Consider the following 23,562-nt stretch of genomic DNA (forward strand, 5'->3'; position numbering starts at 1 on the left):
AGCAAACATGCTTGCTAATCTGAAAGGGCTTTTCAGCCCGCAGGCCGTGGCGGCAAACTTAAAGGCACTGCCCCCGATTAAGTCCACCGTCATGGACTTGCTTTTCCCCGACCGTCCTACCCATCCTTTTGCCCTAGTAGGTGTTGAAGAACTGGTGGATGTAGTCGGAACTATCCCGGTTGTTACCCGTGGCGGCAAATCTATCAACGTTGGCACAGGCAGCGCGTCAATCCTGTTCGTTGAACCTTTGCCGGTTAAGCCCTCCAAAAATATTACCGGGCAGGACCTGAACAACCTGAAGTTGTTGCTGGGAGATAAGGTTTCCCTGACCAACTACAGTAGAAACGTCACCGATTACCTGCGCAAAACAACCCGAGCTACCACTGAGGCTATTTGCTGCACAGTGCTTGATGGCACACTGAGTTGGCCCGTCAAGCTCGAAGGTGGTGGATACGAACAGTATGAAGTTCACTACGGTTCTCCGTTGACAGTTGTGCCTGATGTTAAAATAGACGCGGCCGGAGCTACTCTGGCCGATCTGGAAACCATTCTTGATGACATGGAAACAGCCATTCAGGAAGCAGGTATCGGCGGCAACGTAGAGTTCCTTGCAGGTAAGAAAGCTTGGACCCGCATCGGAAAGTTGGTGGAAGCTTTGGATAGTACTGCCGACATAGTCGTTAAGAAGACAGAAAAGGGACTGGATATTAATGGTTATCTGGTCCGCAAATGCACCGAAAGATACCGTAATCCCGAAACCGAAGACATGGTTTCCAAAATCCCTGAGCACAAGATTCTTGCCTATGCAACAGATGCCCCCGGCAAGGTCATGTATTGCGCCTTGGATAACATTGATTCCGCCCTCAAGCCTCTGCCTTTTCAGCCCGTTCCATACGAACTGGACGAAGGCACCGGTTACAAGATTGTCGGTCACTCCAAACCGCTTCCGGTGCGTAATCCTAAGACACTCTGCTGGGCAGAAGTCACCGCAAAGTAAAAAATAGTCTGAAAATTCCATTCTAAGCCAAGCGGGGCCTCATTCAATATGTTGCCCCGCTTTTTTACCCATGAACTAGTTTAAAACTAGTCCAAAACGTGAATGAGGCACACATGAACTACTGCACACGTACCGATCTGACCGACTACATCCTTGCTGACTATCTGGCGGCTGCGGACAACCAGCAGGAAGACACCGTGGATAAGGCTATCACTAATGTCTCCGCAGAAATGACCGAAGCTCTGGTCGCAGGAGGCTACACTGTAACAGCTGATGCAATCCCCGCGGCCGTAAAGCGCATATGCTCTACCATTGCCGCTTACCGCTCCATAGGTGCCATTACCTCACTGATTACCAGTGAAGCTGGTAGTGAAAATGAATTTTTGCCGCTCCAGCGTCTGGCAGAACGTGCAGATAAAGAAATGGCCCTGATCCGTAAGGGTGACTTTCCTCTTGCCCCTCCTGAAGCCAAGACAGCCCAGCCTAATGACACGGCTGTAGTCGTCACCCCGCCCAGTAAGTTTGGAGATTGTTGGAGCAAGTTCTAATGGGTGGCGTCAGTTTTAAACTCAATATGGATACGGCCATGCGTGGTCTGGACATGGCCATAGCCAAGGCCCAGCGCACCCATGAATTAACCGACGGTATAGGCGAATTTCTGGTCAGCTCTACACAGCAGCACTTTAAAGATCAGGAAGGGCCGGACGGTCCGTGGAAGCCGAGCCAGCGTGCGGAACGTGAAGGCGGACAGACTCTGGTTGATTCTTCCCGGCTGAAGAACTCCATCACCTATGAGGCCAGTCCGCAAATGGTCGTGATTGGGGTCAATGCTGTTTACGCCCGTATCCACCAGCTTGGAGGCCAAGCCGGTCGTGGTCATAAAGTAACCATTCCCGCACGGCCGTACATCTACATCACCGACGAGGATCGCGCCGAGATTAAAGCCATGGCTGTCGAACACCTCCGGTCAATGTTTGGAGCATAAGACATGAAAGATTTGATTTTCGAAACCCTGATAGCTGCGGCCATGGCCGCCGGCTTGCCTGCTGACGCTGACGGAAAGAAGCGTACCTACGAGGCACCTGTGAAAATGAAAGACGCGCTGCTGCCCAAGCCACGAATTGAGATTCAGTTGTTTAAAGCTAGCGTTAAAGCTGCCAAGCAATCAGTGAGCAAGTTTGCCACTCCCGGCAAGGAACAGGATTACCGAACTATTCGCAAGGCAATTGATCATGTGTTTCAGCCGGTGCGTCTGACTATCGTTTCAGATGATGAAAACTGGCTTAAAGATTTCGCGCATAGTTTGCACACAGGACTGCCCCGACAAGTCGCAGACAGGCATAATAACATCGTAAAAATTGATGTGGAAGCGGTTGAGTCTACCGGCGGTGGTTCCAAACTGGTCAAAGTGGCCATCAAGGAAAAGCTGACCAAGGTATTTCACTTAAGGTTTACCGGACTGATTACCAGAGACGAAGAAACCGCTTGGATCAAGGATGTTGAAATTAATGTCGCTGGTTATCAGCAAGGAGGCAAATAATGGCTAAGAAAAAGGCTGAGGAAGAAATCACACTTAAGCCAGTCACGGACTGGGCAGAAGATGCTGGTTTGAAAAAATGGCAGATGCTTGCCGTGTGCCGGTCCGAACGCTGGACCTCGGATAAACAGGTCTCTAAAGCCGAGTTTAATGCCGCTTTTGAACGGTTTGAATCTCGCGCTATGGGAGGTTAGCCATGCCCAACAATGATGTAATTGAATATCTGACAGACGGCACCAGCGGGCTTGTTCCCGGTGACGTCTCCGGCATGGCCCTCGTAGCCGGTGTATGCTCTTTGGGTGAGGTCGGCAAAGTCTACTATCTTGGCAAGAGGGTTAATCTTGCCGAAAAACTCGGATCCGGTCCTCTCGTTGACCGACTGCACGACATTTTTACCAACTGCGGTCAGGATGCATCAATTCTGGCAGTTCCTGTCGCTGGTTCTCCTGCCGGTTATATCGGTACTCTGAAGCATGTTGGTACAGGCCCTGACGCATCCACAAGCGGCTTGGCCATGGGTAACGCCGAGGTAGTGCTCAAGGTAACGGAAGCAGGCGCACCCGGAGTCGGCAAAATAGCTGTGTCCGTGGATGGCGGCAAGTTGTTCGGTGATGCGGCTGTACTGGCTGATAGCCGTCAGGTCTCCATTGACGGTCTCGGTGTTACTGTCGTGCTGGATGAAGGCGATTTGGTTAAAGACGACACATACAGTTGTGTCGTCCGTGCGGCCATCGGTCCGGTCTCTCAGATCGGCCCCGGCCCGTCAGTCACTGCCGCAGGAAACGTGACACGTGCTGCTCAGATAGTCCTCCAGATTGTAAAATCCGGTATCCGCAATGAAGGGCAGTATTGTCTGTCCACTGACGGCGGCGACAATTTCGGTCCGTACAGGACTATCCCTATTGATGGTTATATCAGCGCAGAAGATACCGGTGTAACTATCACTTGTCCTGCTGACTCCTACCAAGTCGGCACGGAATACAGCGTTAATTTGCTGGCTCCCGTGCCTTCCATCGCCAGCGTACTTAATACACTGCGCCAGCCCCTTGAATTGGTTGACCCTGAATTTGTGTATGTATGCGGGGCTTCTGATTCCGTTGATTGGGTTGCTCTCGGTGCACTGACAGACAGTCTCTGGAATGACCACCGTCCGACATTCTCAATTTGTGAAACCCGTCTGCCTCATGACGGCGAAGATTTTGACGACTGGGTGAACTCACTTAAAGCAGATCGGGCTGGAGTTGCCCACCGCTTTGTCTCTGTTTGCGCTGCATTCGGTGAAATAACCAACCGTACAGGCAAAAGTGAACTCCGAAATGCTGGAGGCCTGTTGGTCGGGCGTATTTTGGAAGTCCCTGTACAGCGCGACATCGGTCGCGTCATGGATCAGGGCATTTCTGGTCTTAAGTTACTGGATAGCTATGGTGATGGAATCCAGAGAGCCCTTGAAACAGCGGGGTTTATTACTGCTGTCAGGTATTCAGGGCTGAATTCCGCTTACTGGGGCGATGCAAGGACACTGGCTGAAGACACTTCGGATTATCGGTTTCTTGAAGTCCTCAGGGTTGTTTTCAAAGGTGTCCGACTGCTCAGAATTCAGGCTCTTAAATCATTGAAAAGTGAAGCTGGCGACCCGACACAAGGAGCTGATGCTGCTGGTCTGGCTACTTTACGAACCAATCTTGAAAACGCCTTGGACACCATGGTCAACGCCAAGCCGAAAGAATTGGCCGCTTACGACATCTCCATTCCTGACGGTCAGGATATCGCTAATAACGGTGTTGCTGTTGAAGCTGAATTTATCGGTATCCCCATTATCAAGAAGATTAAAATCTTTGCGAACTATGTATACGCCGGAAGCAGGTTTGACCCGCGGTTAAGCTCAAAGGCGGCATAAGGAGAGCTTATGGCAGACAGCGATAACGTCAATATCAACGGCAATTCTTACGACTGGGAAGGCGTGACCATCAGCGGCCCGCAGGGAGTGCTGACTGGAATATCCGAACTTAACTGGTCATCCGAAAAACCCAAAAAGGATACCTACGGCAAAGGCGCTGTGCGCAGAGGCCAGACACGTGGCAACTATTCAGCAAAGTTCGACATGGTTTTGGACCCTGACGAATATGATGACCTGATCAGTTCCTTGTCCGGTGGCATTTATGACAGTCAGTTTGATTTTGCAGTGATCATGGAGGGCAACCGCCAGCATGAAATAGTGCTGAAACAAATGACTGTTGATAGCTTAACCGACGGAGCCAAAAACGGTGACGGCGAAATAACTCAAAAATTGTCCGGCAAAGTCAAGATGATCCACAGAGACGGCAAGCCGGAATACGAGGAGAAATAAGACATGGCAGAAGAAACAAAAGGCAAATTGACCGAAAGCTCAAAGGGCAGCAAGTATAAGCCATTTACCAGCAAATATGATGATTTCGATGAAAAAGAAGTCGAGATTACTCACCACTTCCGCAAGCCCGGTCGTAAAGAACTGATCACCCTGTCCAAAGCAACCAAGGCAAAACAGTTCGATACCCTGTCCAAGGTTTTGGGACACATGGTTGACCCTAAAGAAAAAAATGAACTGCTTACAACAACCCTCGAGGAAGAGCCTATGCTGGTTTTAGCGTTTGCTGAAGCTATCATGCAGCGTTGTGGGCACGGCTCCGTAGAACTGGGAAACTAGATGAAATCAGGGCGGACTTAAACAAGCCCGTCCTGATTTATTCGGACCTGATCAAATATTATCTGCATGAACAGCCTGTCGATGGTCTGGAGGAATTCAAATATCAGGCAGCGCGGGCGCTCAACATAGAAGAAAGATTCCATAAACAGACAGCAATACACCTAAGCAAACTCTTTGGAACAGAAGGACAATAGACAGCATGGAAATTTTCGACGTTTTCGCCACTTTCGGCATACTGGACAATATAAGCGGCCCGCTAGGCGGCATTCGTCAGGGCTTCGCTCAGACTGAAGCCGCTGGCGGTCGCTTGTCCTCCGCCATGGGATCACTAACAAAATCCTTGCTACCTTTTATTGCCGCTGCTGGAATATTCCTAGCCACCCTTGCTCCTGCGGTCGGAACGGCCGCTAATTTTGAGGCTGCTATTTCCGGCGTGGGGTCTGTCTCCGGTGCGTCTGTTGTTGAAATGCAGAAGCTGGAGCAGGCCGCGCTTGACCTTGGAGCCTCGACAGCCTGGTCAGCTTCCGAAGTGGCCAGCGCAGAAAAGAGTCTGGCTATGGCCGGGTTCGAAGTGCAGGAAAACATATCCGCGCTTCCCGGTGTGCTCGATCTGGCCAGCGCTGCCCAATTTGATCTGGGTGAAACCGCAAATATTGCCTCTAATATTCTGTCCAGCTTCAGCATGGAAGCAAACCAGATGGGCAAGGTTGCGGACATCCTGACTACAACCTTCACCACTTCGAATACCACTCTTGCTTCCCTGTCCTCGACAATGGCCAATGCTGGTTCCGTGGCTGCTGCCGCTGGAGCCAGCTTGGCTGATGTTGCGGCCATGGCTGGTAAACTCGGTGATGTTGGTATTGATGCATCCGTTGCCGGCACAGGTATCAAAATTATGTTTCAGCGGTTGCAGGCCCCAACGGGCGAGGCTGCAAAAGCTCTTGATAGTTTCGGTATTGCCACCAAAGACGCGGCAGGAAACATGTTGCCGATATTTGACATCTTGGGCGATCTGGAAACAGCCATGGATGGAATGGGTACGGCAGACCGCGCGGCCTACCTGAAAAAGATTTTCGGTGATGAGGCTGTCGGCTCCATCACCGCTCTGATGACTCAGGGAATTAGCACAGTTAAAGCATACGCCGATAGCCTTGAAGTTCCCGGCACAGCCTCTGCCGTCGCAGCCAAGCAGCTCGACAACCTAAACGGAGCTGTAACGATTCTTGGTTCTGCATGGGAAGGGCTTCAGATAACAATCGGATCAATTTTCTTACCCGTTTTGACCCCGCTGGTGCGCGGGATCACCGGAGTAGTTAATATTTTCAATTTTCTGGCCGGGCATCCCTTGGGTAAGGCTCTTCTGGCTGTTTCTGCCGCAATCGCTGGAGTGGTTGTCGTAGCTGGTCTTTTTTCTGCTGCCATGTGGGGAGCCTCCATAGCGGTCGGCGCACTTAATCTTTCCTTACTGGCTAACCCCTTCGTGCTTGCTGGCGCGGCTATTGTAGGTGTCATCGTTCTGGTCAACGAATTGCTTCAAGACGTTAAGGGGTTTGCCTCCCTCGGTGATATGTGGACTGAGGTTGTAAACGCTTTCAATAACATTGGTTGGCGTACCGGACTACAATTGCTTTGGGACAGTCTTTCTGATGGCTTCAAAGGTTTTCTCGGACTTCTGGCAACTGTGGCTATTTCAGCTTTAGCAATATTTGTCAGTCCTTTTGCCGCAGTTGTTGCAGTTATCGGCGGCCTTATCGCTGGTGTTGTGGCTGCAATAGCTTGGAATTTTGACAAGATAAGCGATTTTTTCACTGGTCTGGGCAGCAGCATCCTTTCAGGCTTATCGGCTGTTTTTGATGGCATGAAGTTTATGTTTCTCAACTTCACGCCCATGGGCCTATTGATCAAACACTTTGACGAGATCGTAAACTATCTGTCATCCATTGACCTCTCCGAGTGCGGCCGCAAACTCTGGACCACATTTACCGATGGCTTGAAGTCCATGATTTCCGCCCCGGTAGAAATTGTTAAATCCGGTCTACAGGCCATCCGCAACATGTTGCCGTTCTCCGATGCCAAGACCGGACCGCTGTCTACTCTCACACTCTCCGGGCAGCGCATGATGGAAACTCTGGCCACCGGAGTCGGAGCCGGTGCCGGATCATTGACCGATGCAGTATCTAGCGCTCTTGCTGATCCTGCTGCCGCTATCAGCTCCGGCCTTGATGCCGTGGGTAATTTCCTTTTCGGTGCAGAGCCTGAATTAGCTGTTGCCGGTGGCGCTCCTGCGCCGGAAGTTTCTCCGATCACTTCCAAACAAGCTCCGAAGACTTCCACCAGCTCAAAGCGCAGTTCGTCCAAGTCCGGCGGGATCACGATTCAAAACATGACCGTAACTCTGCCTAATGTGACTGACGCAGAAGGTTTTAAGCGTGAGCTGCAAAAGCTTTTGGAGAAGTACGATGGCTAATGGTTATTTGTCATGGGAAGACGGCGCAGTCGTGCTGGGTGGTTCCGAGCTGGACGGCATTTTACAGAACCTTTCTGTGCGCGGGGCGGTTTTGTTTGACCGGGCCGAACAAGATGGACTCAGCGGTAAAACCAAAATCCCCATGGGGTGGGAAGACGCTGACATCACCCTAGTTCTGCTGCTCGAAACTAATGAAGCTGCTGATTGCTACGACCGTCTGGAAGAATTGGACGCTCTGTTTAAGGGGCAGGACAGTAACGGCAATCCGCTGATCTTGGACGTGCGTAACCGTCATTGCCAAGCTCGGCATATTAACCAGGTCGTTTTTTCCGGTTTGGATTCTCAGGAGAACAACAAAGACGATGCCATCATAGCCTCGCTTGCTTTCTCTGAGCACCGCCCGGCAACGGTGGACACTGAAGAACGTGTTGTCGCTTCCGGCAAGGCTGCCCCGGCAATCAATGCTTCCGAGGAGTCCCGCTAATGCAGATTAACGGTGTACGCACTCATATTATGATCGGCGGAATTGAAATCTTGCGCTGCCCCCGGTTGGCCATCATGTCCCGTCGTGGTGCCCCCATGTGGACATTTGAGATTACCTTGCCCGATCCTATGGGCAAGATCGGCCGCGCGGTACGGCTCGGCGATGCGGTTAACATGGCCATCGGCTACCGCGATAAAGAGCCGGTACTGTGGGCCGGAACCGCGAAGGCCATGCGACCGGGCAACAAAGATCAGCTCATAGTCTCAGGCGTTGGCCGTGATGACGAGCAGCTTAACACCGTGACTGTCTGCCAGAGCTGGGAGAACGAAACACCTGAAGCAATAGTTCGCTATGCCGCAGGCCTGACCGGATTGCCCATTGCTCGCATTGATTCTCCCGGCGTGATTTTTCCACGGTTTGTTTCTTCGACCGTTCCCGTTTGGCAGTTGTCCAGACAAGCAACCGAGTCCTGCCAGCGCGGTTTCAATATCGACATGTCCAGATGGAAAATGTGGCTCGGTCCTGACGGTATCCACTGGGGAGATCATGACCAGCCCGGAACTATACCGACCATAGCGACCGGCGCAGGACTGCTTACGCACCTTCCGGCAGACAACCCCGCGGCACTCTCCAAGGTGGAAACATTTCTGCTTCCTGACCTCATGCACTCCCGTGTTTTCGGCCTGATCGACAACAAGCGCGGCATCAATGACAGCTTCCGCGCTTTGGATGTAACGCACCTGATCGAAAACACCTCAGCGCGGACCCATATCAGCTATGGAGTGGAATATGAGTACTGATGTGCTGTCACTCTTGAAGCGCGTTGTTGAATTGGCCATGCCGAATTTGCGCGCATACTACCGCATCACCCGCAAGGCCAAGGTTGTGGCCACATATGCGAGTGACGGTAAATACTGGGCAGACGTGCAGCCGCTTCGCAATGACGATTCTGTAGACGAAAACGAGCCAGTTATACCAAAAGTAGAGATCCCGATAATGTGGGCCGGTCCCCTGCGCGGGGTGGTTTGTCCGCCGCTGCCCGGCACGTACTGCGACATTACCTATTATGACGGCGATCCGGATTACCCGCGTATTTCAAATTTCCGCTGGCACGTATCCCAAGCGCCTGAGTGCGAAGTGGATGCATTTATCATTCAGCAGACTCCCGGCGTACATATCAAAATTGATGCTGAGAGCAATATTATCCACTTCACCCCGGCCAACAGGATCAGCGAGATCGGCAGCGATCGCACCAGCAAAATCGGGGACAACCAAGTTGAGAATGTCGGCAAAAACAACACGCGCTTGGTTGGTGACGATGAGACTATCACCGTCAGCCAGAACAAGACCGAAAACGTTGAACAACATCGTGTTTCCAACATAACCGGCGATGATGAAACTAACGCTGCAAACTGGACAGTCGAGGTAAGCGGGACAGCTCTGGTAAAGGCCGAACACATCAAAATGCAGGCTGAGCAAATTACCCGTCAGGGCAATGAAACCACAACCGGCACTGATGGAGAGATCGGCACATCTAAAGAACGCACCCATCGCACTCACGAAGGCAGCTACACTTTAAACGGCAACCAACACATTGAAGGTGATCTTCATGTCACCGGCAACATTTACGCCGGAAGCAGAACAGGGAGCACAGTATGATTGCTGATGTTTATGGTCAGGACATAAAGCTTGATGCTGATCTGCAAGCCGTAGTTGCTGCCAATGGCGAATTGGTTCTCACTGACGGACCGGATACCGGAGTGCAGGATATTAAGCTGGCCCTGTTTACGTATTTGAAAACGCTCTTTTACGACATCGAGCACGGCAGCACCATCCTTGACTGGATTAAAGACGAATCTACCAGCGAGACTCGCAGCGCGTTCTGTGTTGAGGTTAAGCGCTGCATCCATACTGATCCGCGCGTGGTTCCCATGTCTGCCAAATGCCAAATTACCAGCTGGGATCACACTGGAATTATCGCCGCTGCGAGCTGGCGTTTTATTGACGTAACCCATCCGTTCAACCTTGTTTTTGAAGTTGGCGCGGACGGACGAATTGAAGAGGTGAAGGCTGATGTCAATCCCCGTTAAAAAGTCACTCGCAGATGTCCGCGAAATGATTTTTCAGCGCATTGAGGAAGTGCAGGACGAGTACGCCGCTAAAGGTTGGCTACCTAACCGTCTGAACCTGAATAAAGGCGTCATCCGTGGCTTGATAGAAGTCTTCGCTTTCAGTCTTTACCAGCTGTATGTGCTGCTGAGTGTTATTCTGGCTAATGCATTCCCCAAGACTGCGACCGGCGATTGGTCCGATCTGCATGCCAATCAGGTGGAGTTGACCCGCAAAGGTGCAACCAAGGTCAGTGGGAGTGTTATTTTTAGCGGTGAGGAGTCCGGCAATATCAAAATACCTGCTGGCAGAATTATTAAGACCTCACCGGACGGTACCGGAGCTGTTTACCGCTTCATCACCACTGAGGATGCAATTATGCCTGATGGCCAGACCAGCGTGACCGTGCCGGTGGAAGCTGAAGAGTATGGACGTGGGGCTAATGCCGCGCCTGGTCAGATTAATGAAATTTCTACCTCCATCCCCAAAGTTACGGCAGTTACTAATGGTTCGGATTGGATGGCCAGCGAAGGAGCAGACGAGGAAACCGACTCCCAGCTCGGAACTCGTTATGTACTTCGCTGGCTCGAAAAGAACGGCTGCACCAAATACGCCTACGAAAGCTGGGCCATGTCAGTTCCCGGTGTAATTGCGGTAACGGTCCTCGACCAGCACCCACGCGGTCAAGGCACTGTGGACGTTGTTGTTAAAGGCTCCAATGGTATTCCCACTGACGAACTTCTTAATAAAGTTCGCATGGCCATAGCTGAAAATTTCCCGGTCAATGATGACTGGATTGCCAAAGGCCCGACCGCAATCGGCGTCGCGATCCGCGCGGAGCTGGTCATCGTCTCCGGTTCCCCGGATGCAATCATTGCCGAGGTAGAAAACAGGGTTCGCGCTCTTTTTACCGACCCCACAACCGTGTCAGGCATAAGCCCGCTTCAGATCGGCGAAGACCTGACCATGGACCGCCTCGTGTCTACCATCATGGCCGTGCCGGGCGTGAAATCCATAACTTGGGAAGCTCCGATCGCTGACACACTGGTTGCTGCTGACGCGCTGGCCGTGCTTCAGAACCTAGCATTCACTACTAAATGGGCAGAGGCTGCATAATGGATTTTCGCGATTACATTTTTAAAACTCTGCGCTGGTCGCTTTGCCTGCGTCCCGGTCCTATTGCGGCCGTGGTGCATGGCCTGGCGCGGGTATTTAATGATGTTGTCGGCGATATGTACTGGCTCCGCGACCAGATGAACCCGGCAACCTGCGAATTGCTGTTTCTGGAACCTCTGGCCGAGTCCCGCGGGATTACCCGCCATCGCCTTGAAGTTGACGACGATCTGTTCAGACAGCGCGTGGTCAAAGCCTTTGCATGGCAGTTACTCGGCGGCAAGTCTCAGGGCATGCCCAAGCTGCTCAAGCATTTTGGTTACGATGTCGACGAACCGGTTAATGTTCGGGCTGAGGATGAGGCGCGGTGGGCTGAATTTAGGATTGAATTGGATTCGCCGCCAGCTATTACCCAGAACGACTATGAATTACTTCTCTGGTCAACAAATGAGGCAAAGCCTGGACGATCAAAACTTGAGTCTGTTCGTTTTCGCTCCGTTCTCAAAAAGGAACTATACCACGGCGGCAAAATCCGCACTGGAGATGTTCAACACATACCGCACCGCTTCGGAATAAGTGCCGCGCCTATCCAGACCTATGTAGGGGTTGGCATCCGGCAGGCGGACATCGTCAATATTGGTATCAGGGATTCTAAAATTAATATCGAACCTGTTGAGCTGTATACTGGCATTGCCATGCAGCAGGTCGACATAACCACAATACCCATCAGGGAGAACTGATATGGCAAATTTTGAAGGCACTGTTCCTACTAAACAGGGGCTGAATTTGATCGGTAAGGTCGGAACCGGGGTAAAACTCAATTTCACTCGTGTCGCTGTCGGTTCCGGTGTATGGAGTCCCGAACAGGTTGCAAAACCTGCCGCAATGACCGGACTGATTAAAGAGGAAATGACCCTCGCAATCAGCCCGGAATCAATCAAGGCAAAAGAACAGCCGGAAGGAGACGAGCCTGTAGGCTGCTACTCCATGCGGGTGATGCTTACCAACAGCGGATTGGCTTCTGGCTTCGCGCTCCGTGAGATAGGCATTTATGCCACTGACCCTGATCTGGGTGAAATCCTGTACGCTGTGGATTATGCTGGAGACTTGTACGATTACATTCCGGCTTTGCCTGCCAATGCCGCGCCGCTGGAAAAGATCTTTAACCTTGATTTCCTCACCGGAACAGCCAAGCAGATTCTTGTCAATCAGTCGCCTGTGCTGCTGGCTACCGTAGACGACATCGGCGACCACAATACCGACCCTGAGGCACACCCCGATCTGCTGGATCGCCTCGCCACCGGAATCCCGGAAATTCTGACCCCGGCAGATGGTGATGAGGTCGGCGAAACTCCGCTGTTTACGTTCCGTCCATTCAGCGCAACCATAGCTAATACTGCTGAGGATGCAATTCAACTACAGGTCGATCTGGTGTCGGGCAATTTTGGTGCCCCTATCCATGATACTGGCTGGCTGACAACTATTGACGCTGGATATGAATTACCTGCTACATTGTTGGTTGCGGGGCAGAACATTTATAAATCCAGAGTGCGCCGCAGGCTGACTAACGGGTTGATTTCCCCGTGGTCTGATATTCCGACCATGACCACCAAATTAGTATTTGATTATGTAGACCGCGCTAAAAACGTATCACCCAGCCCTGACGCAACCGGGGTTGGAGAATGCCCTACATTTGTGGGTAACGCATTTTCCGTGAGCGGTGATACTGCCGATACTCATGAGGCGACTAGGGGATTTATTTTGAAATCCGGCGTTGTCTTGTATGAAACAGGTGATCTGGGGCCTGTTACCCAGTTTACTCCCCCTCCCGGCTATAATCAGGTTTCCGGGGAATACGAATGGCAGATTCAGTACAAAGGCGCAATTCTCGGTTGGGGTGAAAAATCTGCTCCCACCAGATACTACACCGCCGCCGCATTCATCACCGGTGATGAGGCGGTCTCATTCGATTCGTGGAACGATTACGACAACGCATCAGCCGCAGGTGTTGCTCTGGCTGACGATGCAGCGCTGTATAGCAACGGAGTGGATCAGGATACAGACGATGGGGACTGGACCAGTATTCAGAGCCGGATGAAAATCCGTGGCGGTGTGGATATTAATCTGAAATCGGATACCACTGCCACTGAACTGGTCGCCTCGGATGAACTGACTGCAGGTATGCAGGTAGCCCTCGCCGGGGGGATTATTACTCTGGGGGATGTTACAGAATCATCTATTGATGAGTGGAATCAATTCACTGATATCAGTCCTGCTGATTGGAACAACAAACTCATTGCTGGTAACAAACACCATAGAGAGTTGTATGCACATGTTTTTAACAGTACAGCGGACCTCAATCTCTATAAATCCATCGACAATGGAGTAACGTGGTCAGTCGTTTACACATTCACCAGTGCGGATGTGTCGATACAGAGAGTAGCTGTAATTGATCTGGGTTACATTGTGGTGGCGACATCTGAAAAAGTTTGGATATCAAATGATAACGGAGAAACGTTCACCTGTTTGTGTTCTAGCACTCCATGGTCGTCGACAACTACATTAAACCACATGCAGGTGTCTGCCGATGGTCACTATATATATGTAGGAACAAACAATTCTGGCATATATTACAGCAATGACCATGGTGCTACATTTCAGCCAGCTGGGATTTCCCTATCTATACATAACAATACTGGCCTGATTCTGAATTCTGGTCGGTACGTTACACCCGGTTCCAATACCAGCGATCAAATAGCGTACACTGATAATCATGGTGAAACATGGACGAAACTAACTGATGTCGGCCTTAGTGGTAACAATGATCTTGTATCGATGGCGGAACACACTGAATCAGGGCTAATTTTTGTTGGTGGGTATCCCCACATCTACGCATCGACAGACGGAGGCTTGACTTGGTTCATATGGTTCAACGGGATTACGGACTTAGAAGATATTAGTTATATATATTATATACGTTTAATAGGCGACTACATATATGCTTCTACAGGAACTGGTGGTGATATCGTTGGGTTAATGAGAATTAATGTTTATACAAAAGAGGCTGTTGCTGTCAGTAACTCAGGTCGCGTTGCTTATGGACTAAACTATAATGGTGAAGTGCTGGTTCAGAGTAGTTTTTATAGTGCTGGCGGTTATGTAACAGATTCAATTTGTACATCAGCGATATCGGGGCCTCTGTACTCCGCAGATATATCAGCTGCCGGACTTACCGAAGCCCCGACACGCGCTTGTTTTCTGCCCCAGCTCCTCGCCGCAACCGGCGCGGAATCTACCGCATTCACCACTGACGATTTCAGCGAAATTGATATTGATACAGCAACCCTCGGCACTGATACCGATGAGGATCGGCCCGACTTCATGCTGCTGACCTCAGCCAAAACCACTCCGGCCAGCACATTCCGCCGGGTGGCTATCGGCGTTAGCGGGCTGAGTGAGGACAGCGAGTGCAGAATTGCAGAAACCCAGTGCGATACCTGGATGGAGGGCTAAACCATGAGTTTTGACATTAATAATCTGACTGCGGAACAGGAGGACCTGCTGGCCGAGAAATTGCTCGGCAGGCTGGTCAAAAAAATGAGGAACCGGGATACGGTAATCATCCCCGGAGACAAAAAATCTACCAACGCAAACCTGCGTATCGTTGACAGCGGCATGATTTCCAACGAGACGCGCACGGCTCTGGCTGAGGCCATGGCGGCGACCAACGAGGCAACCACTATTGCTGAACTGAGAGAGGCCGTGGTTGATTATCAGGCTGCGGTGAATAAGGTTTTGTTGGGAGGGTGAGGAGTGAGCGAGGTAATGGTAAAACGGTAAACGCTAACCGAAAACGCCATATAACGGCATTTTAAATCTTTTTTGATGTCTGGTTAGGCAAAAACCATAAAGAACGCTCTAAATCGATCTTTGAAAATTAAATACTGACCATAAAAGACTAGCAGCCCGGCACAATGCCGGGCTGCTGGAGTACAGTTTGGAGTAGGTCGGGGATCATGACTCCCCAACCGAAGCGATGTTGACGCATCGCCCCACGGCCCTACGCGCGGAAATCAGCCGCACGCAGAGATAACCCGCCACTCCGTAACTTGATCAAGTCGGATAGCTGTTTACCACTTGGGCCAGACATAGACAATCGAAATGAGAAAAAACGAATTCAGATGCGGAACATGTAAAAGGCTGCTGGCCATCGGCACAGGCAACCTTTCAATTAAATGCCCCAGATGTGGGGCAATGAATCACCTGAGAGCCACGAGCACCAAAGAAGAAAGCCATAGAGCCTCGTTAGGAGTACCTAATGAAGGTAGGCAGCCTATTCAGCGGAGTCGGTCTAACTGACTTCGGTCTGGAACTGGCCGGGTTCGAGCACGCCTGGTTCTGCGAGATAGAACCATACGCACAAGACATACTCGCCAAGAGATGGCCCGGAAGAACAATCTATAAGGATATAAAGGAGCTTGATGGAAATGAAGTTGAAAAAGTCGACCTGCTCTCAGGTGGGTTCCCATGTCAGGACGTCTCCTGCGGCGGCAAGCGCAAAGGGATCACGAAAGAAACCCGCTCTGGACTCTGGTACGAATATGCCCGTATTATTCGCCAAGTTCAGCCGAAATACGTACTCATTGAGAATGTACCCGGACTCCGTTCCAAAGGGTTTGAAATTGTCCTCAAAGAGCTAGCCGCGATCGGGTATGATGCTGAATGGATCGTGTTATCTGCTGCCCAGTTTGGTGCGCCGCATCTCCGTGAAAGGCTGTTCATTGTTGCCTACCCCCACAGTGCAGGGGATGACGACCCAACTGGCCCACGGCGGATATTTACGGAAGAACGAATCAATGCGCACGACTTCCAACTTGATTCCGAGGCTTGCTGGAATAATATACAAGTTAACCGGACCTCGCCCGAAAGCATTTGCGAAGCATATCCCGGACCCGTCATTCATCGAATGGATGATGGGCATACCGACTGGCTGGACCGACTCAAAGCACTCGGCAACGGCATCACACCACAGCAAGCGCATTTTGTCGGCAGTTTGATCATGGATCACAGTTTTAACATGTTGAATTTGCTGAAGAATTAAGCAGGTTAGTCAATATGCTGAAATAATTGAATAAATCAAAGAAAACGTTCCAACAAAAAAGGCCGGATGATCCGGCCTTTACAATTTGCGTTCCAGCTATGCAAAATATGCAAGGTTTAATTCTCAAGTTGAATGTCCGAAATTCTCAGGTAGGATGTCCGCTTACAATAGGGTCAACAAAGGTTGACCGTTCGGTTGACCGTCCATAAAAAAAGGGTCTAGGAATTACTCCTAAACCCTTGAATTTACTGGTAGGCACGAGCAGCTTTGAACTGCTGACCTCTTGCGTGTCAAGCAAGCGCTCTCCCCCTGAGCTACGCGCCTATTTTTGTGTCAACTCGGTGTCGACGAAGAAGGTTCTACGTAAGAGGGGCTTCCCTGTCAAGCAGGTTTTTTATGTTTTTGCGTGATTCTGTTTCTTTTTCATAATAATCAGATGGTTGAGGACCTGATTGTGCGGACATACTGTCCGGTTTTAGCCTAAAATCAAACGTTAATTTTATTTTTATCAGGAAGATATTTGCCTGTTTAGGCTTTTCTAAGAGATTGCTCTCTGATAGTAAGTTTTTTATGAGTGGGCAGAGTAAAGAACAGATTTATAAGATCGGTCAGGCGGCTAAGCTTGTGGGCCTTAAATCGTATGTGTTACGGTTTTGGGAGGGAGAGTTTGAGCAGTTGGAACCGATCCGCACTGATTCCGGACAGCGTTTGTACACTGGTGATCATATTGCGCTGATCAAAAGGATAAAGACCCTTTTGCATGACGAAGGGTTGACCATAGAAGGAGCCCGCAAAAGGCTCGATTCTCCAGAGGATGACCTCGTTCAGGGGGGGCAGGACTCTGCTGGGGCTGTTCATGATCCGTTAGCGCAATTGCCCCTTTTTAGCCGTGAAGCTGACGCAAACGGATTGGATAAGGTCTTTTTGCAGGAAATCCACGCGGAACTGCTGGCTATAAAAGATTTGTTGGGCTGATAACATACTATTTTTGAAGTAAAAAAGGGAAGGATCGTTACGTTCGATCCTTCCCTTTTTTATTAGAATGATTGGTTCTTACTGCAGTGGGAATTTTCGGGTGTCCCTTGAGTGCAGGTAGAGGCAGAAAGCCGCAAAAGCCGCAAGGAATCCGGGTAACATGGGTTCCCACGGAATTTTATGAAAAACAGGAATGACCATGGACGCTCCGTAAAGAGTGGCGAAGCAGGCTACGAACGAGAGGTAAAAAGATCTTGAAAGCGCCCCCGCTGCAGCAATGGCTATCCCGGTCCAGAAAATTTTTTCCGGCACTATGTACGGGTTCATGGTGTACACTTTCCATGAAATCAGCATGGTCCCGCCCGCAATCATGGCTTCAAGTATCGGTGAATATTTATTTTGATCCAGCATGTACATTACAGATCGTGGCAAAAGGAAACAGGAATAGACACAAAGCCCGAGTGTAAGGGGAAAAATATAAAAGAAGGCTTCTGTCATATAAGCCGGGTTGGGATCGGGGTTGAGCATGTTGGGCAGAAAACCCTGATAATGTGCGTAAAATAAGAAGGCCCCGGCAAGCACGGCTATGCTCGGCCAGAGGATGGTCCCGGAAACTTTCCTGTGGGGCTTGAGTTTGAACTTTCTGGCAATAATGAGTGGGATTATTCCACCGAATACAGCCATATGTCCAAGGCAGAAATAGAGCAGGGTCGTATCAGCCATCTTGCGGGCAAACCGGTAACCGACCATTTTGGGCCATTCGGAGCCTATATAACTGTCCAGAAAACCCGGCAGTTTGACCATTGTAATCAGATATAATGCGTAGGCGGCTAAGCTCACCAGAAGTAAAGACCACTTATTTTTCATGCAGATTTTTTGCCTTATTCCGGGACTCTTGGCAAATCCTTTTGGCTGTTTACAGCTAAAAGCAGAATAATTCAGTCAGGAGGTTCTAGGATTTTCTGGTTTTATAGTTTGATTTTCTGCCGGGAGAAGATATATTTATAAATGTATTTACTGACTAATGAGTTCTCGCTTTCGGGCGTTTTTTTATATCACTGTTCATAGCCAATGTTGAACGGAGTGTATTCTAATGAGTAAAGTTGCTAAAATTATCCTTGGAGCAGTGTCCGCACTGGTACTGGTCGTAGGGGTGGCGATGGTTCTGGCCGTAGTCCTGATAAACCCAAATGATTACAAAGGTAAAATCGCGGACGCCGTTCGTGATAAAACTGGACGTGAACTTGTTTTTGACGGCGATCTTGAGCTTTCGGTGTTTCCGTGGATTGGGGTCAGGACCGGAGGTATTTCTCTTTCCAATGCTCCGGGCTTTTCCGAAAAAAATATGTTCAGCCTTAAGTCCGCTGACGTAAGTCTGAAGCTGCTGCCTCTGATCACCGGAAAGATTGAATTGCGCAATGTTGATGTTGCTGATTTGCAGCTGTTTTTGATGCGTAATAAAAATGGGGTTACCAACTGGGATGATCTTGCCGGAAAAGAAAAGAGCAAAAAGGGTGAACAGAAAGAGGAGAAGCAGGCTTCGTCCGGCCAGCCCGAGTTGAATCTTTCAGTGGGCGGGGTCAATGTTCAAAATGCCCGCGTTGTCTGGGATGACCGCAAGGAAAATGTTCGGCAGGCCGTGGATGACTGCGACATAGTCGTTGAAGGATTCTCTCCGGGCAGTCCGTTTGATTTTAATGTGCATGTTGCCCTTTCCTCCACCAAGCCTGAGATAAAGGCGGATATCACTACAACCGGTAAAGCTTCAATCTCGGCCGATTTCAAACAGCTTGGCGTAAAAGGGCTCAGCGTAGTTGTTGATGCTTCCGGTAAGGCTGTCCCCGGCGGCAAAGGGAAGGTTACGCTTACTGGTGACGCTGCTGTTGATATGCTTAAGGGGGGCGCAGATATTGTCGGGCTGGTTCTTGAAGCATACGGCGTGAGGGCCGAGGGATCGCTTGCCGCAACAGGGCTGAATTCCAAGTCTCAGAGTTTTTCCGGTGACATGAGCATTCCCGGTTTTAATTTGAAGGAAACTCTGGAGAAAATGGGCATGGGAATTAAAACTGCGGACAGCAAGGCCCTTACCTCCGTAGGGATGAGCTTCAACTATGCAGGAACCCCCAAGTCAGTCGAGATTAAGGATTTACAGGTTAATCTTGATGAAACGTCTATCAAAGGACTTTTTTCAATTGCAAATCCTGATAGACCCAACATAGTAGCCCAATTGGGTATTGATAAGATCAATGTGGACAGTTATCTGCCTCCTGCCGGAGAAAAAAAGGCTGAGACCACGGATAAAAAAAGTACTGAAAAGAAAGCGGAAGAGGGTAAAGAGGAGCTTGTTCCTGTGGAACAGCTGCGTAAGCTGACCCTCAAGGCGGACCTGAATATAAAACACCTGATCGCCAAGAAGGCTAATATAACCGATATCGTTGTCCGTGCACGGGCTAAAGACGGAGTGCTGACAGTGAAACCGGCATCTTTCAACCTTGCAAAGGGTGCTTTCACTTCCGCGGCTGTTGTTGATGTGCGCGGAAAGCTCCCGGTGATGTCGGTTACCGCCGGATTGACCGGGTTGGATGGAGCCGATCTCTCCCATCAGATGACCGGAGAGGATAAGTTCTCCGGGATGATGAGTTTTAATAGCGGACTGAAAACCAGTGGTAATGACATGAAGACCGTGTATGCAAACCTGAACGGTAATCTCGGGTTCAAGGTGCTGGACGGTTATGTGTCCGGTTTTGATATTCTTTATCTTGCAGGGGATGCCTTCTCAGTCCTGACCGGCGGTGTTTTCGGTAAAAGAGATAGTAAACGGACCGAATTCGGCGAAGTATCTGCCACTGCGGATATAAAAAACGGTATTGCAGATAACCGTGATTTGTTGCTGAAATCACCTCTGCTCCGTGCTTCAGGAGCCGGGAAGGTTGACTTGAATATCATGCAAATAGACTACGCTCTGGATGCGAAGGTTGTTGGAACCCTTGAAGGACAGGGCGGCAAGGGGATGGATGATCTTATAGGGCTGACTGTTCCCATGACAATTAAAGGTGATGTCACAGATCCTTCCGTTATGGTTGATCTGCCTCGGTTCGCAGCTATTCTGGCCAAGTCCGGATTCAAGGTTGCGGGTAGCGTGATTGAAGGGGTGGGCGATGTTCTGGAAGGCATCGGTAATACCTTCAGCGGCAAGAAAAAGTCCGGTTCAGAAGAGGATACTAAGAAGAATCCGGTTCAGGAACTTGGCGGGGCTATTAAAAAATTGTTTTAACCTAGATACTTATTGATTGGTAATTCTATAGAGCGGGACGCCTTTACTTAAAGGCGTCCCTTTTCTTTTTTTAACTGACAGGATCTGGCAGAAGTTGTCAGTTATGAGGTGTAGTCTATATCCAATTAAGTATAAATATATGGAGTTGTAGAATGAGGGAGAATGTACTTTATGATGTTTTGGTTCGAGAAATGAACCATGTGAAATCCGGGATGAAATGCCCGGAAAAGGCCGCTCTGTGCGTAATGGATGAATTTGCCCACGAAAGCGTTTATGTTTCAACTAGATTTCTTAAACATGCCGGGTTGGCAGTAAAGGTTGCCGGACTAAAGGAGTATGGAGTTGAAACCTGTGATATTGCTGAACGGCTGGGGATCAGTAAGAGGCATGTGCGCAGGCTTTATGCCTCAATGAAAAACTGATGGAATTTTCCTGAAAGGAGGGGAAATTAAAAACGGCAGGCAAACCTTTAGGGATTTACCTGCCGTTTTTATTTTTATTTGGTCCAGTCGAGGATTACTTTGCCGGACTGTCCGCTGCGCATCACATCAAAACCTTTCTGGAAGTCATCTATTTTGAAGTGGTGGGTGATAGCGGGAGTTACGTCAAGGCTGGATTGGAGCATGGAAGCCATTTTGTACCATGTTTCAAACATTTCGCGGCCATAAATACCTTTGAGTTTCAGGCCCTTGAAAACAACCTGATTCCAGTTGATGGCTGTGTTATCGGGCAGTATGCCAAGCAGGGCAATGTTGCCGCCGTGATTCATTTTATCCAGCATTTCGCTGAAGGCGACCGGGCTACCGGACATTTCAAGACCGACGTCAAATCCTTCGGTCATGCCCAGTTCGGCCATAACTTCTTCGAGTTTTTCCTTGCCGACATTTACGGTGCGGGTGGCACCCATTTTCCCGGCAAGGTCAAGACGGTAGTCATTGAGGTCGGTAATGACAATATGCCGTGCTCCGGCGTGGCGGGCGATGGCTACGGCCATCATGCCGATGGGTCCTGCTCCGGTGATGAGTACGTCTTCCCCTACGAGATCAAAGGAAAGGGCGGTGTGGGCCGCATTTCCGAGAGGATCGAGGATGGAAGCCACATCATCTGTGATTGCGTCGTTGAGCTTAAATACGTTGGCTGCAGGAACGCAGACATATTCGGCAAAGCAGCCGGGGCGGTTTACACCCACACCGATGGTGTTGCGGCAGAGGTGGCGTTTGCCCGCGCGGCAGTTGCGGCAATGGCCGCAGGTCACATGACCTTCTGCGGAAACGCGGTCACCTAAGGCCAGTCCCTGAACTTCGCCACCCATATTCTCAATGGTACCGACAAATTCATGTCCTACGACCATAGGTACGGGAATAGTCTGCTGGGCCCAGCTGTCCCAGTTGTATATGTGGATGTCTGTTCCGCAAATGGCAGTCTTTTTGACTTTGATCAGGACATCGTTGTGTCCGCATTGAGGCACTGGAACCTCTTCCATCCAAATGCCTTCTTCGGCTTTGCTCTTTACGAGGGCTTTCATTGTGTTCATTGTATTGTGCCTTCTTCTCTATTTAATGATCTTGAGTTCGCGACCGACTTTAATGAATGCGTCAACCGCTTTGTTTACCTGCTCCGGTGTGTGTGCGGCGGACATCTGGGTCCTGATACGGGCCTGTCCGCGGGGAACTACCGGGAAGCTGAATCCGATGACATAAATGCCTTCTTTGAGTAGCCCTGCTGCCATTTTCTGAGCCAGAACTGCGTCGCCGAGCATTACCGGGATAATGGGATGGTTGCCGGGTACGAGATCGAATCCGGCTTCTTCCATGCGTGTGCGGAAGATGCGGCTGTTCTCATTGAGCCGTTCACGAAGTTCCGGCTTTTCATCGATCATATTCAGAACCGCTATGGAAGTGGCGGCAATGACCGGGGCAAGGGTGTTTGAAAAAAGATAGGGACGGGATCTCTGGCGCAGCCATGCAATAATTTCCTTGCGTCCGGAAGTGTAACCGCCGGAAGCTCCGCCAAGGGCTTTGCCCAGAGTTCCTGTTATAATGTCTACACGGTCCAGCACACCGCAGTATTCCGGTGTGCCGCGTCCGTTTTCACCAATGAAGCCCACTGCATGGGAGTCGTCAACCATGACCAGTGCTTCGTATTTGTCGGCCAGATCGCATATGGATTTGAGATCGGCGATAATGCCGTCCATGGAAAAAACGCCGTCAGTGACGATCAGTTTATAGCGGCAGCCTTCTGCTGCTTTAAGCTGCTCTTCAAGGTCAGCCATGTCGTTGTTTTTGTAGCGGAAGCGTTGTGCCTTGCAGAGACGTACTCCATCGATGATGGATGCATGGTTAAGCGCGTCGCTGATAACTGCGTCTTCGTTGGTGAGTATGGTTTCAAAAAGGCCGCCGTTGGCGTCAAAGCAGGAGCTGTAGAGAATGGTGTCTTCGGTTTTGAGAAATTCACTGATTTTTTCTTCCAGCGCTTTGTGGACATCCTGTGTTCCGCAGATGAAGCGCACTGACGAAAGTCCGAATCCATATTTATCGAGGGCTTTCTTGCCTGTTTCGATAAGCTCGGGGTTGTTTGCCAATCCCAGATAGTTATTAGCGCAGAAATTGAGTACTTCCTGACCGCCCTTAACCGAAATAAGGGCTTGTTGCTGGGATGTGATAATTCTTTCATCTTTGTAAAGGCCGTTGACTTTCAACTCTTCGGTCTGGGCTGAAAGTGCCTGAAGTAAATTATTTTTCATATACGTTTCTCCCTTCCGTAAACGGTGTTGCTACGCGTTATTTAAAAATCAACATGGTTAATTGTGTCAAGCAAAATTT

General features: G+C 50.1%; 26 protein-coding genes and 1 tRNA gene. 22 read left to right on the forward strand and 5 right to left on the reverse strand.

Annotation, left to right across the window (positions count from 1 at the left end; translation table 11 throughout):
- Positions 1-7 precede the first annotated feature (7 nt).
- The 8 genes from ACKU41_RS17695 (at position 8) to ACKU41_RS17730 (ending at position 5,217) form a co-directional block, all read left to right on the forward strand.
- On the forward strand, positions 8-997 hold the full coding sequence (locus ACKU41_RS17695) for a major capsid protein (RefSeq protein WP_321402699.1): 990 nt from the start codon (positions 8-10) through the stop codon (positions 995-997).
- Between the two features lie 113 nt (positions 998-1,110).
- The gene (locus ACKU41_RS17700; protein WP_321402700.1) at positions 1,111-1,545 is read left to right on the forward strand and encodes a phage protein Gp36 family protein; all 435 of its coding nucleotides are present in this window, start codon (positions 1,111-1,113) and stop codon (positions 1,543-1,545) included.
- A complete protein-coding gene (locus tag ACKU41_RS17705; protein WP_321402703.1) occupies positions 1,545-1,982 on the forward strand; it encodes a phage virion morphogenesis protein in 438 nt (145 codons plus the stop codon). The genes ACKU41_RS17700 and ACKU41_RS17705 overlap by 1 nt, the downstream gene beginning before the upstream one ends.
- 3 nt (positions 1,983-1,985) lie before the next feature.
- The gene (locus ACKU41_RS17710) at positions 1,986-2,537 is read left to right on the forward strand and encodes a hypothetical protein (RefSeq protein WP_321402704.1); all 552 of its coding nucleotides are present in this window, start codon (positions 1,986-1,988) and stop codon (positions 2,535-2,537) included.
- Positions 2,537-2,728 (forward strand): hypothetical protein, encoded by a 192-nt coding sequence (locus tag ACKU41_RS17715; protein ID WP_321402707.1) that lies wholly within the window; start codon positions 2,537-2,539, stop codon positions 2,726-2,728. The genes ACKU41_RS17710 and ACKU41_RS17715 overlap by 1 nt, the downstream gene beginning before the upstream one ends.
- A 2-nt stretch (positions 2,729-2,730) precedes the next feature.
- Entirely contained in the window at positions 2,731-4,431 is a 1,701-nt protein-coding gene (locus ACKU41_RS17720) for a DUF2586 domain-containing protein (RefSeq protein WP_321402709.1), read from the forward strand.
- Between the two features lie 9 nt (positions 4,432-4,440).
- Positions 4,441-4,881 (forward strand): hypothetical protein, encoded by a 441-nt coding sequence (locus ACKU41_RS17725; RefSeq protein ID WP_321402710.1) that lies wholly within the window; start codon positions 4,441-4,443, stop codon positions 4,879-4,881.
- Between the two features lie 3 nt (positions 4,882-4,884).
- On the forward strand, positions 4,885-5,217 hold the full coding sequence (locus ACKU41_RS17730) for a hypothetical protein (RefSeq protein ID WP_321402712.1): 333 nt from the start codon (positions 4,885-4,887) through the stop codon (positions 5,215-5,217).
- Between the two features lie 17 nt (positions 5,218-5,234).
- Here ACKU41_RS17730 and ACKU41_RS17735 read toward each other — a convergent pair whose 3' ends face one another.
- Positions 5,235-5,360, reverse strand: coding sequence for a hypothetical protein (locus ACKU41_RS17735; protein ID WP_321402714.1), 126 nt, complete (start codon positions 5,358-5,360; stop codon positions 5,235-5,237).
- Between the two features lie 56 nt (positions 5,361-5,416).
- Between ACKU41_RS17735 and ACKU41_RS17740 the strand changes: the two genes are divergently transcribed.
- From ACKU41_RS17740 to ACKU41_RS17790, 11 genes are all read left to right on the forward strand, one after another.
- A complete protein-coding gene (locus tag ACKU41_RS17740; protein ID WP_321402716.1) occupies positions 5,417-7,684 on the forward strand; it encodes a phage tail tape measure protein in 2,268 nt (755 codons plus the stop codon).
- Complete coding sequence (locus tag ACKU41_RS17745; RefSeq protein ID WP_321402718.1) at positions 7,677-8,168, forward strand: hypothetical protein; 492 nt, start codon at positions 7,677-7,679, stop codon at positions 8,166-8,168. Before ACKU41_RS17740 ends, ACKU41_RS17745 begins: the two co-directional genes overlap by 8 nt.
- A complete protein-coding gene (locus ACKU41_RS17750; RefSeq protein WP_321402720.1) occupies positions 8,168-8,968 on the forward strand; it encodes a hypothetical protein in 801 nt (266 codons plus the stop codon). Before ACKU41_RS17745 ends, ACKU41_RS17750 begins: the two co-directional genes overlap by 1 nt.
- Positions 8,958-9,827: a bacteriophage T4 gp5 trimerisation domain-containing protein gene (locus tag ACKU41_RS17755; protein ID WP_321402721.1), complete on the forward strand. Its 870-nt coding sequence runs from the start codon at positions 8,958-8,960 to the stop codon at positions 9,825-9,827. Before ACKU41_RS17750 ends, ACKU41_RS17755 begins: the two co-directional genes overlap by 11 nt.
- The gene (locus tag ACKU41_RS17760; RefSeq protein ID WP_321402723.1) at positions 9,824-10,258 is read left to right on the forward strand and encodes a baseplate assembly protein; all 435 of its coding nucleotides are present in this window, start codon (positions 9,824-9,826) and stop codon (positions 10,256-10,258) included. The genes ACKU41_RS17755 and ACKU41_RS17760 overlap by 4 nt, the downstream gene beginning before the upstream one ends.
- A complete protein-coding gene (locus ACKU41_RS17765) occupies positions 10,242-11,393 on the forward strand; it encodes a baseplate J/gp47 family protein (RefSeq protein WP_321402724.1) in 1,152 nt (383 codons plus the stop codon). Before ACKU41_RS17760 ends, ACKU41_RS17765 begins: the two co-directional genes overlap by 17 nt.
- On the forward strand, positions 11,393-12,130 hold the full coding sequence (locus ACKU41_RS17770; protein ID WP_321402727.1) for a phage tail protein: 738 nt from the start codon (positions 11,393-11,395) through the stop codon (positions 12,128-12,130). The genes ACKU41_RS17765 and ACKU41_RS17770 overlap by 1 nt, the downstream gene beginning before the upstream one ends.
- Before the next feature lies 1 nt (position 12,131).
- The gene (locus ACKU41_RS17775; RefSeq protein WP_321402729.1) at positions 12,132-14,903 is read left to right on the forward strand and encodes a hypothetical protein; all 2,772 of its coding nucleotides are present in this window, start codon (positions 12,132-12,134) and stop codon (positions 14,901-14,903) included.
- 3 nt (positions 14,904-14,906) lie between these two features.
- Positions 14,907-15,200 carry a hypothetical protein gene (locus tag ACKU41_RS17780; RefSeq protein ID WP_321402731.1) on the forward strand — a complete coding sequence of 98 codons (294 nt, stop codon included), beginning with the start codon at positions 14,907-14,909 and terminating at the stop codon, positions 15,198-15,200.
- 351 nt (positions 15,201-15,551) lie between these two features.
- Entirely contained in the window at positions 15,552-15,749 is a 198-nt protein-coding gene (locus ACKU41_RS17785) for a zinc finger domain-containing protein (RefSeq protein WP_321402733.1), read from the forward strand.
- Positions 15,709-16,491: a DNA (cytosine-5-)-methyltransferase gene (locus tag ACKU41_RS17790; RefSeq protein WP_321402734.1), complete on the forward strand. Its 783-nt coding sequence runs from the start codon at positions 15,709-15,711 to the stop codon at positions 16,489-16,491. Before ACKU41_RS17785 ends, ACKU41_RS17790 begins: the two co-directional genes overlap by 41 nt.
- Positions 16,492-16,740: 249 nt before the next feature.
- Here ACKU41_RS17790 and ACKU41_RS17795 read toward each other — a convergent pair.
- A tRNA-Val gene (locus ACKU41_RS17795) sits at positions 16,741-16,815 on the reverse strand.
- 246 nt (positions 16,816-17,061) lie between these two features.
- On the opposite strand from ACKU41_RS17795, the gene ACKU41_RS17800 reads away from it, so the two are divergent.
- Complete coding sequence (locus ACKU41_RS17800; RefSeq protein ID WP_321402737.1) at positions 17,062-17,466, forward strand: MerR family transcriptional regulator; 405 nt, start codon at positions 17,062-17,064, stop codon at positions 17,464-17,466.
- Positions 17,467-17,544: 78 nt separating this feature from the next.
- Here the strand turns inward: ACKU41_RS17800 and ACKU41_RS17805 are convergent, their stop codons facing one another.
- The gene (locus ACKU41_RS17805) at positions 17,545-18,333 is read right to left on the reverse strand and encodes a hypothetical protein (RefSeq protein ID WP_319778824.1); all 789 of its coding nucleotides are present in this window, start codon (positions 18,331-18,333) and stop codon (positions 17,545-17,547) included.
- 226 nt (positions 18,334-18,559) lie between these two features.
- Between ACKU41_RS17805 and ACKU41_RS17810 the strand changes: the two genes are divergently transcribed.
- A complete protein-coding gene (locus tag ACKU41_RS17810) occupies positions 18,560-20,740 on the forward strand; it encodes an AsmA family protein (protein ID WP_321402740.1) in 2,181 nt (726 codons plus the stop codon).
- A gap of 152 nt (positions 20,741-20,892) precedes the next feature.
- Positions 20,893-21,162 carry a hypothetical protein gene (locus tag ACKU41_RS17815; protein ID WP_319778826.1) on the forward strand — a complete coding sequence of 90 codons (270 nt, stop codon included), beginning with the start codon at positions 20,893-20,895 and terminating at the stop codon, positions 21,160-21,162.
- A 74-nt stretch (positions 21,163-21,236) separates the two neighbouring features.
- On the opposite strand, the gene tdh is transcribed toward ACKU41_RS17815, so the two are convergent.
- Together tdh and ACKU41_RS17825 are read right to left on the reverse strand one after the other, a co-directional pair.
- Positions 21,237-22,265, reverse strand: coding sequence for an L-threonine 3-dehydrogenase (gene tdh / locus ACKU41_RS17820; protein ID WP_407944435.1), 1,029 nt, complete (start codon positions 22,263-22,265; stop codon positions 21,237-21,239).
- A 27-nt stretch (positions 22,266-22,292) separates the two neighbouring features.
- A complete protein-coding gene (locus ACKU41_RS17825) occupies positions 22,293-23,483 on the reverse strand; it encodes a glycine C-acetyltransferase (RefSeq protein ID WP_321402747.1) in 1,191 nt (396 codons plus the stop codon).
- Between the last annotated feature and the right edge of the window lie 79 nt (positions 23,484-23,562).

It is taken from the genome of Maridesulfovibrio sp., from assembly GCF_963678865.1.
Classification (GTDB): Bacteria; Desulfobacterota; Desulfovibrionia; order Desulfovibrionales; family Desulfovibrionaceae; genus Maridesulfovibrio.

Bases quoted from the DNA above. Each gene is read 5' to 3' on its own strand.
- ACKU41_RS17785 (WP_321402733.1), top strand. From the start codon at position 15,552: ATGAGAAAAAACGAATTCAGATGCGGAACATGTAAAAGGCTGCTGGCC.
- ACKU41_RS17770 (WP_321402727.1), top strand. From the start codon at position 11,393: ATGGATTTTCGCGATTACATTTTTAAAACTCTGCGCTGGTCGCTTTGC.
- ACKU41_RS17810 (WP_321402740.1), top strand. From the start codon at position 18,560: ATGAGTAAAGTTGCTAAAATTATCCTTGGAGCAGTGTCCGCACTGGTA.
- ACKU41_RS17800 (WP_321402737.1), top strand. From the start codon at position 17,062: ATGAGTGGGCAGAGTAAAGAACAGATTTATAAGATCGGTCAGGCGGCT.
- ACKU41_RS17730 (WP_321402712.1), top strand. From the start codon at position 4,885: ATGGCAGAAGAAACAAAAGGCAAATTGACCGAAAGCTCAAAGGGCAGC.
- ACKU41_RS17745 (WP_321402718.1), top strand. From the start codon at position 7,677: ATGGCTAATGGTTATTTGTCATGGGAAGACGGCGCAGTCGTGCTGGGT.
- ACKU41_RS17805 (WP_319778824.1), bottom strand. From the start codon at position 18,333: ATGAAAAATAAGTGGTCTTTACTTCTGGTGAGCTTAGCCGCCTACGCA.
- ACKU41_RS17790 (WP_321402734.1), top strand. From the start codon at position 15,709: ATGAAGGTAGGCAGCCTATTCAGCGGAGTCGGTCTAACTGACTTCGGT.
- ACKU41_RS17760 (WP_321402723.1), top strand. From the start codon at position 9,824: ATGATTGCTGATGTTTATGGTCAGGACATAAAGCTTGATGCTGATCTG.
- ACKU41_RS17780 (WP_321402731.1), top strand. From the start codon at position 14,907: ATGAGTTTTGACATTAATAATCTGACTGCGGAACAGGAGGACCTGCTG.
- ACKU41_RS17815 (WP_319778826.1), top strand. From the start codon at position 20,893: ATGAGGGAGAATGTACTTTATGATGTTTTGGTTCGAGAAATGAACCAT.
- ACKU41_RS17740 (WP_321402716.1), top strand. From the start codon at position 5,417: ATGGAAATTTTCGACGTTTTCGCCACTTTCGGCATACTGGACAATATA.
- ACKU41_RS17775 (WP_321402729.1), top strand. From the start codon at position 12,132: ATGGCAAATTTTGAAGGCACTGTTCCTACTAAACAGGGGCTGAATTTG.
- tdh (WP_407944435.1), bottom strand. From the start codon at position 22,265: ATGAAAGCCCTCGTAAAGAGCAAAGCCGAAGAAGGCATTTGGATGGAA.
- ACKU41_RS17710 (WP_321402704.1), top strand. From the start codon at position 1,986: ATGAAAGATTTGATTTTCGAAACCCTGATAGCTGCGGCCATGGCCGCC.
- ACKU41_RS17720 (WP_321402709.1), top strand. From the start codon at position 2,731: ATGCCCAACAATGATGTAATTGAATATCTGACAGACGGCACCAGCGGG.
- ACKU41_RS17695 (WP_321402699.1), top strand. From the start codon at position 8: ATGCTTGCTAATCTGAAAGGGCTTTTCAGCCCGCAGGCCGTGGCGGCA.
- ACKU41_RS17700 (WP_321402700.1), top strand. From the start codon at position 1,111: ATGAACTACTGCACACGTACCGATCTGACCGACTACATCCTTGCTGAC.
- ACKU41_RS17765 (WP_321402724.1), top strand. From the start codon at position 10,242: ATGTCAATCCCCGTTAAAAAGTCACTCGCAGATGTCCGCGAAATGATT.
- ACKU41_RS17750 (WP_321402720.1), top strand. From the start codon at position 8,168: ATGCAGATTAACGGTGTACGCACTCATATTATGATCGGCGGAATTGAA.
- ACKU41_RS17705 (WP_321402703.1), top strand. From the start codon at position 1,545: ATGGGTGGCGTCAGTTTTAAACTCAATATGGATACGGCCATGCGTGGT.
- ACKU41_RS17715 (WP_321402707.1), top strand. From the start codon at position 2,537: ATGGCTAAGAAAAAGGCTGAGGAAGAAATCACACTTAAGCCAGTCACG.
- ACKU41_RS17735 (WP_321402714.1), bottom strand. From the start codon at position 5,360: ATGGAATCTTTCTTCTATGTTGAGCGCCCGCGCTGCCTGATATTTGAA.
- ACKU41_RS17725 (WP_321402710.1), top strand. From the start codon at position 4,441: ATGGCAGACAGCGATAACGTCAATATCAACGGCAATTCTTACGACTGG.
- ACKU41_RS17755 (WP_321402721.1), top strand. From the start codon at position 8,958: ATGAGTACTGATGTGCTGTCACTCTTGAAGCGCGTTGTTGAATTGGCC.
- ACKU41_RS17825 (WP_321402747.1), bottom strand. From the start codon at position 23,483: ATGAAAAATAATTTACTTCAGGCACTTTCAGCCCAGACCGAAGAGTTG.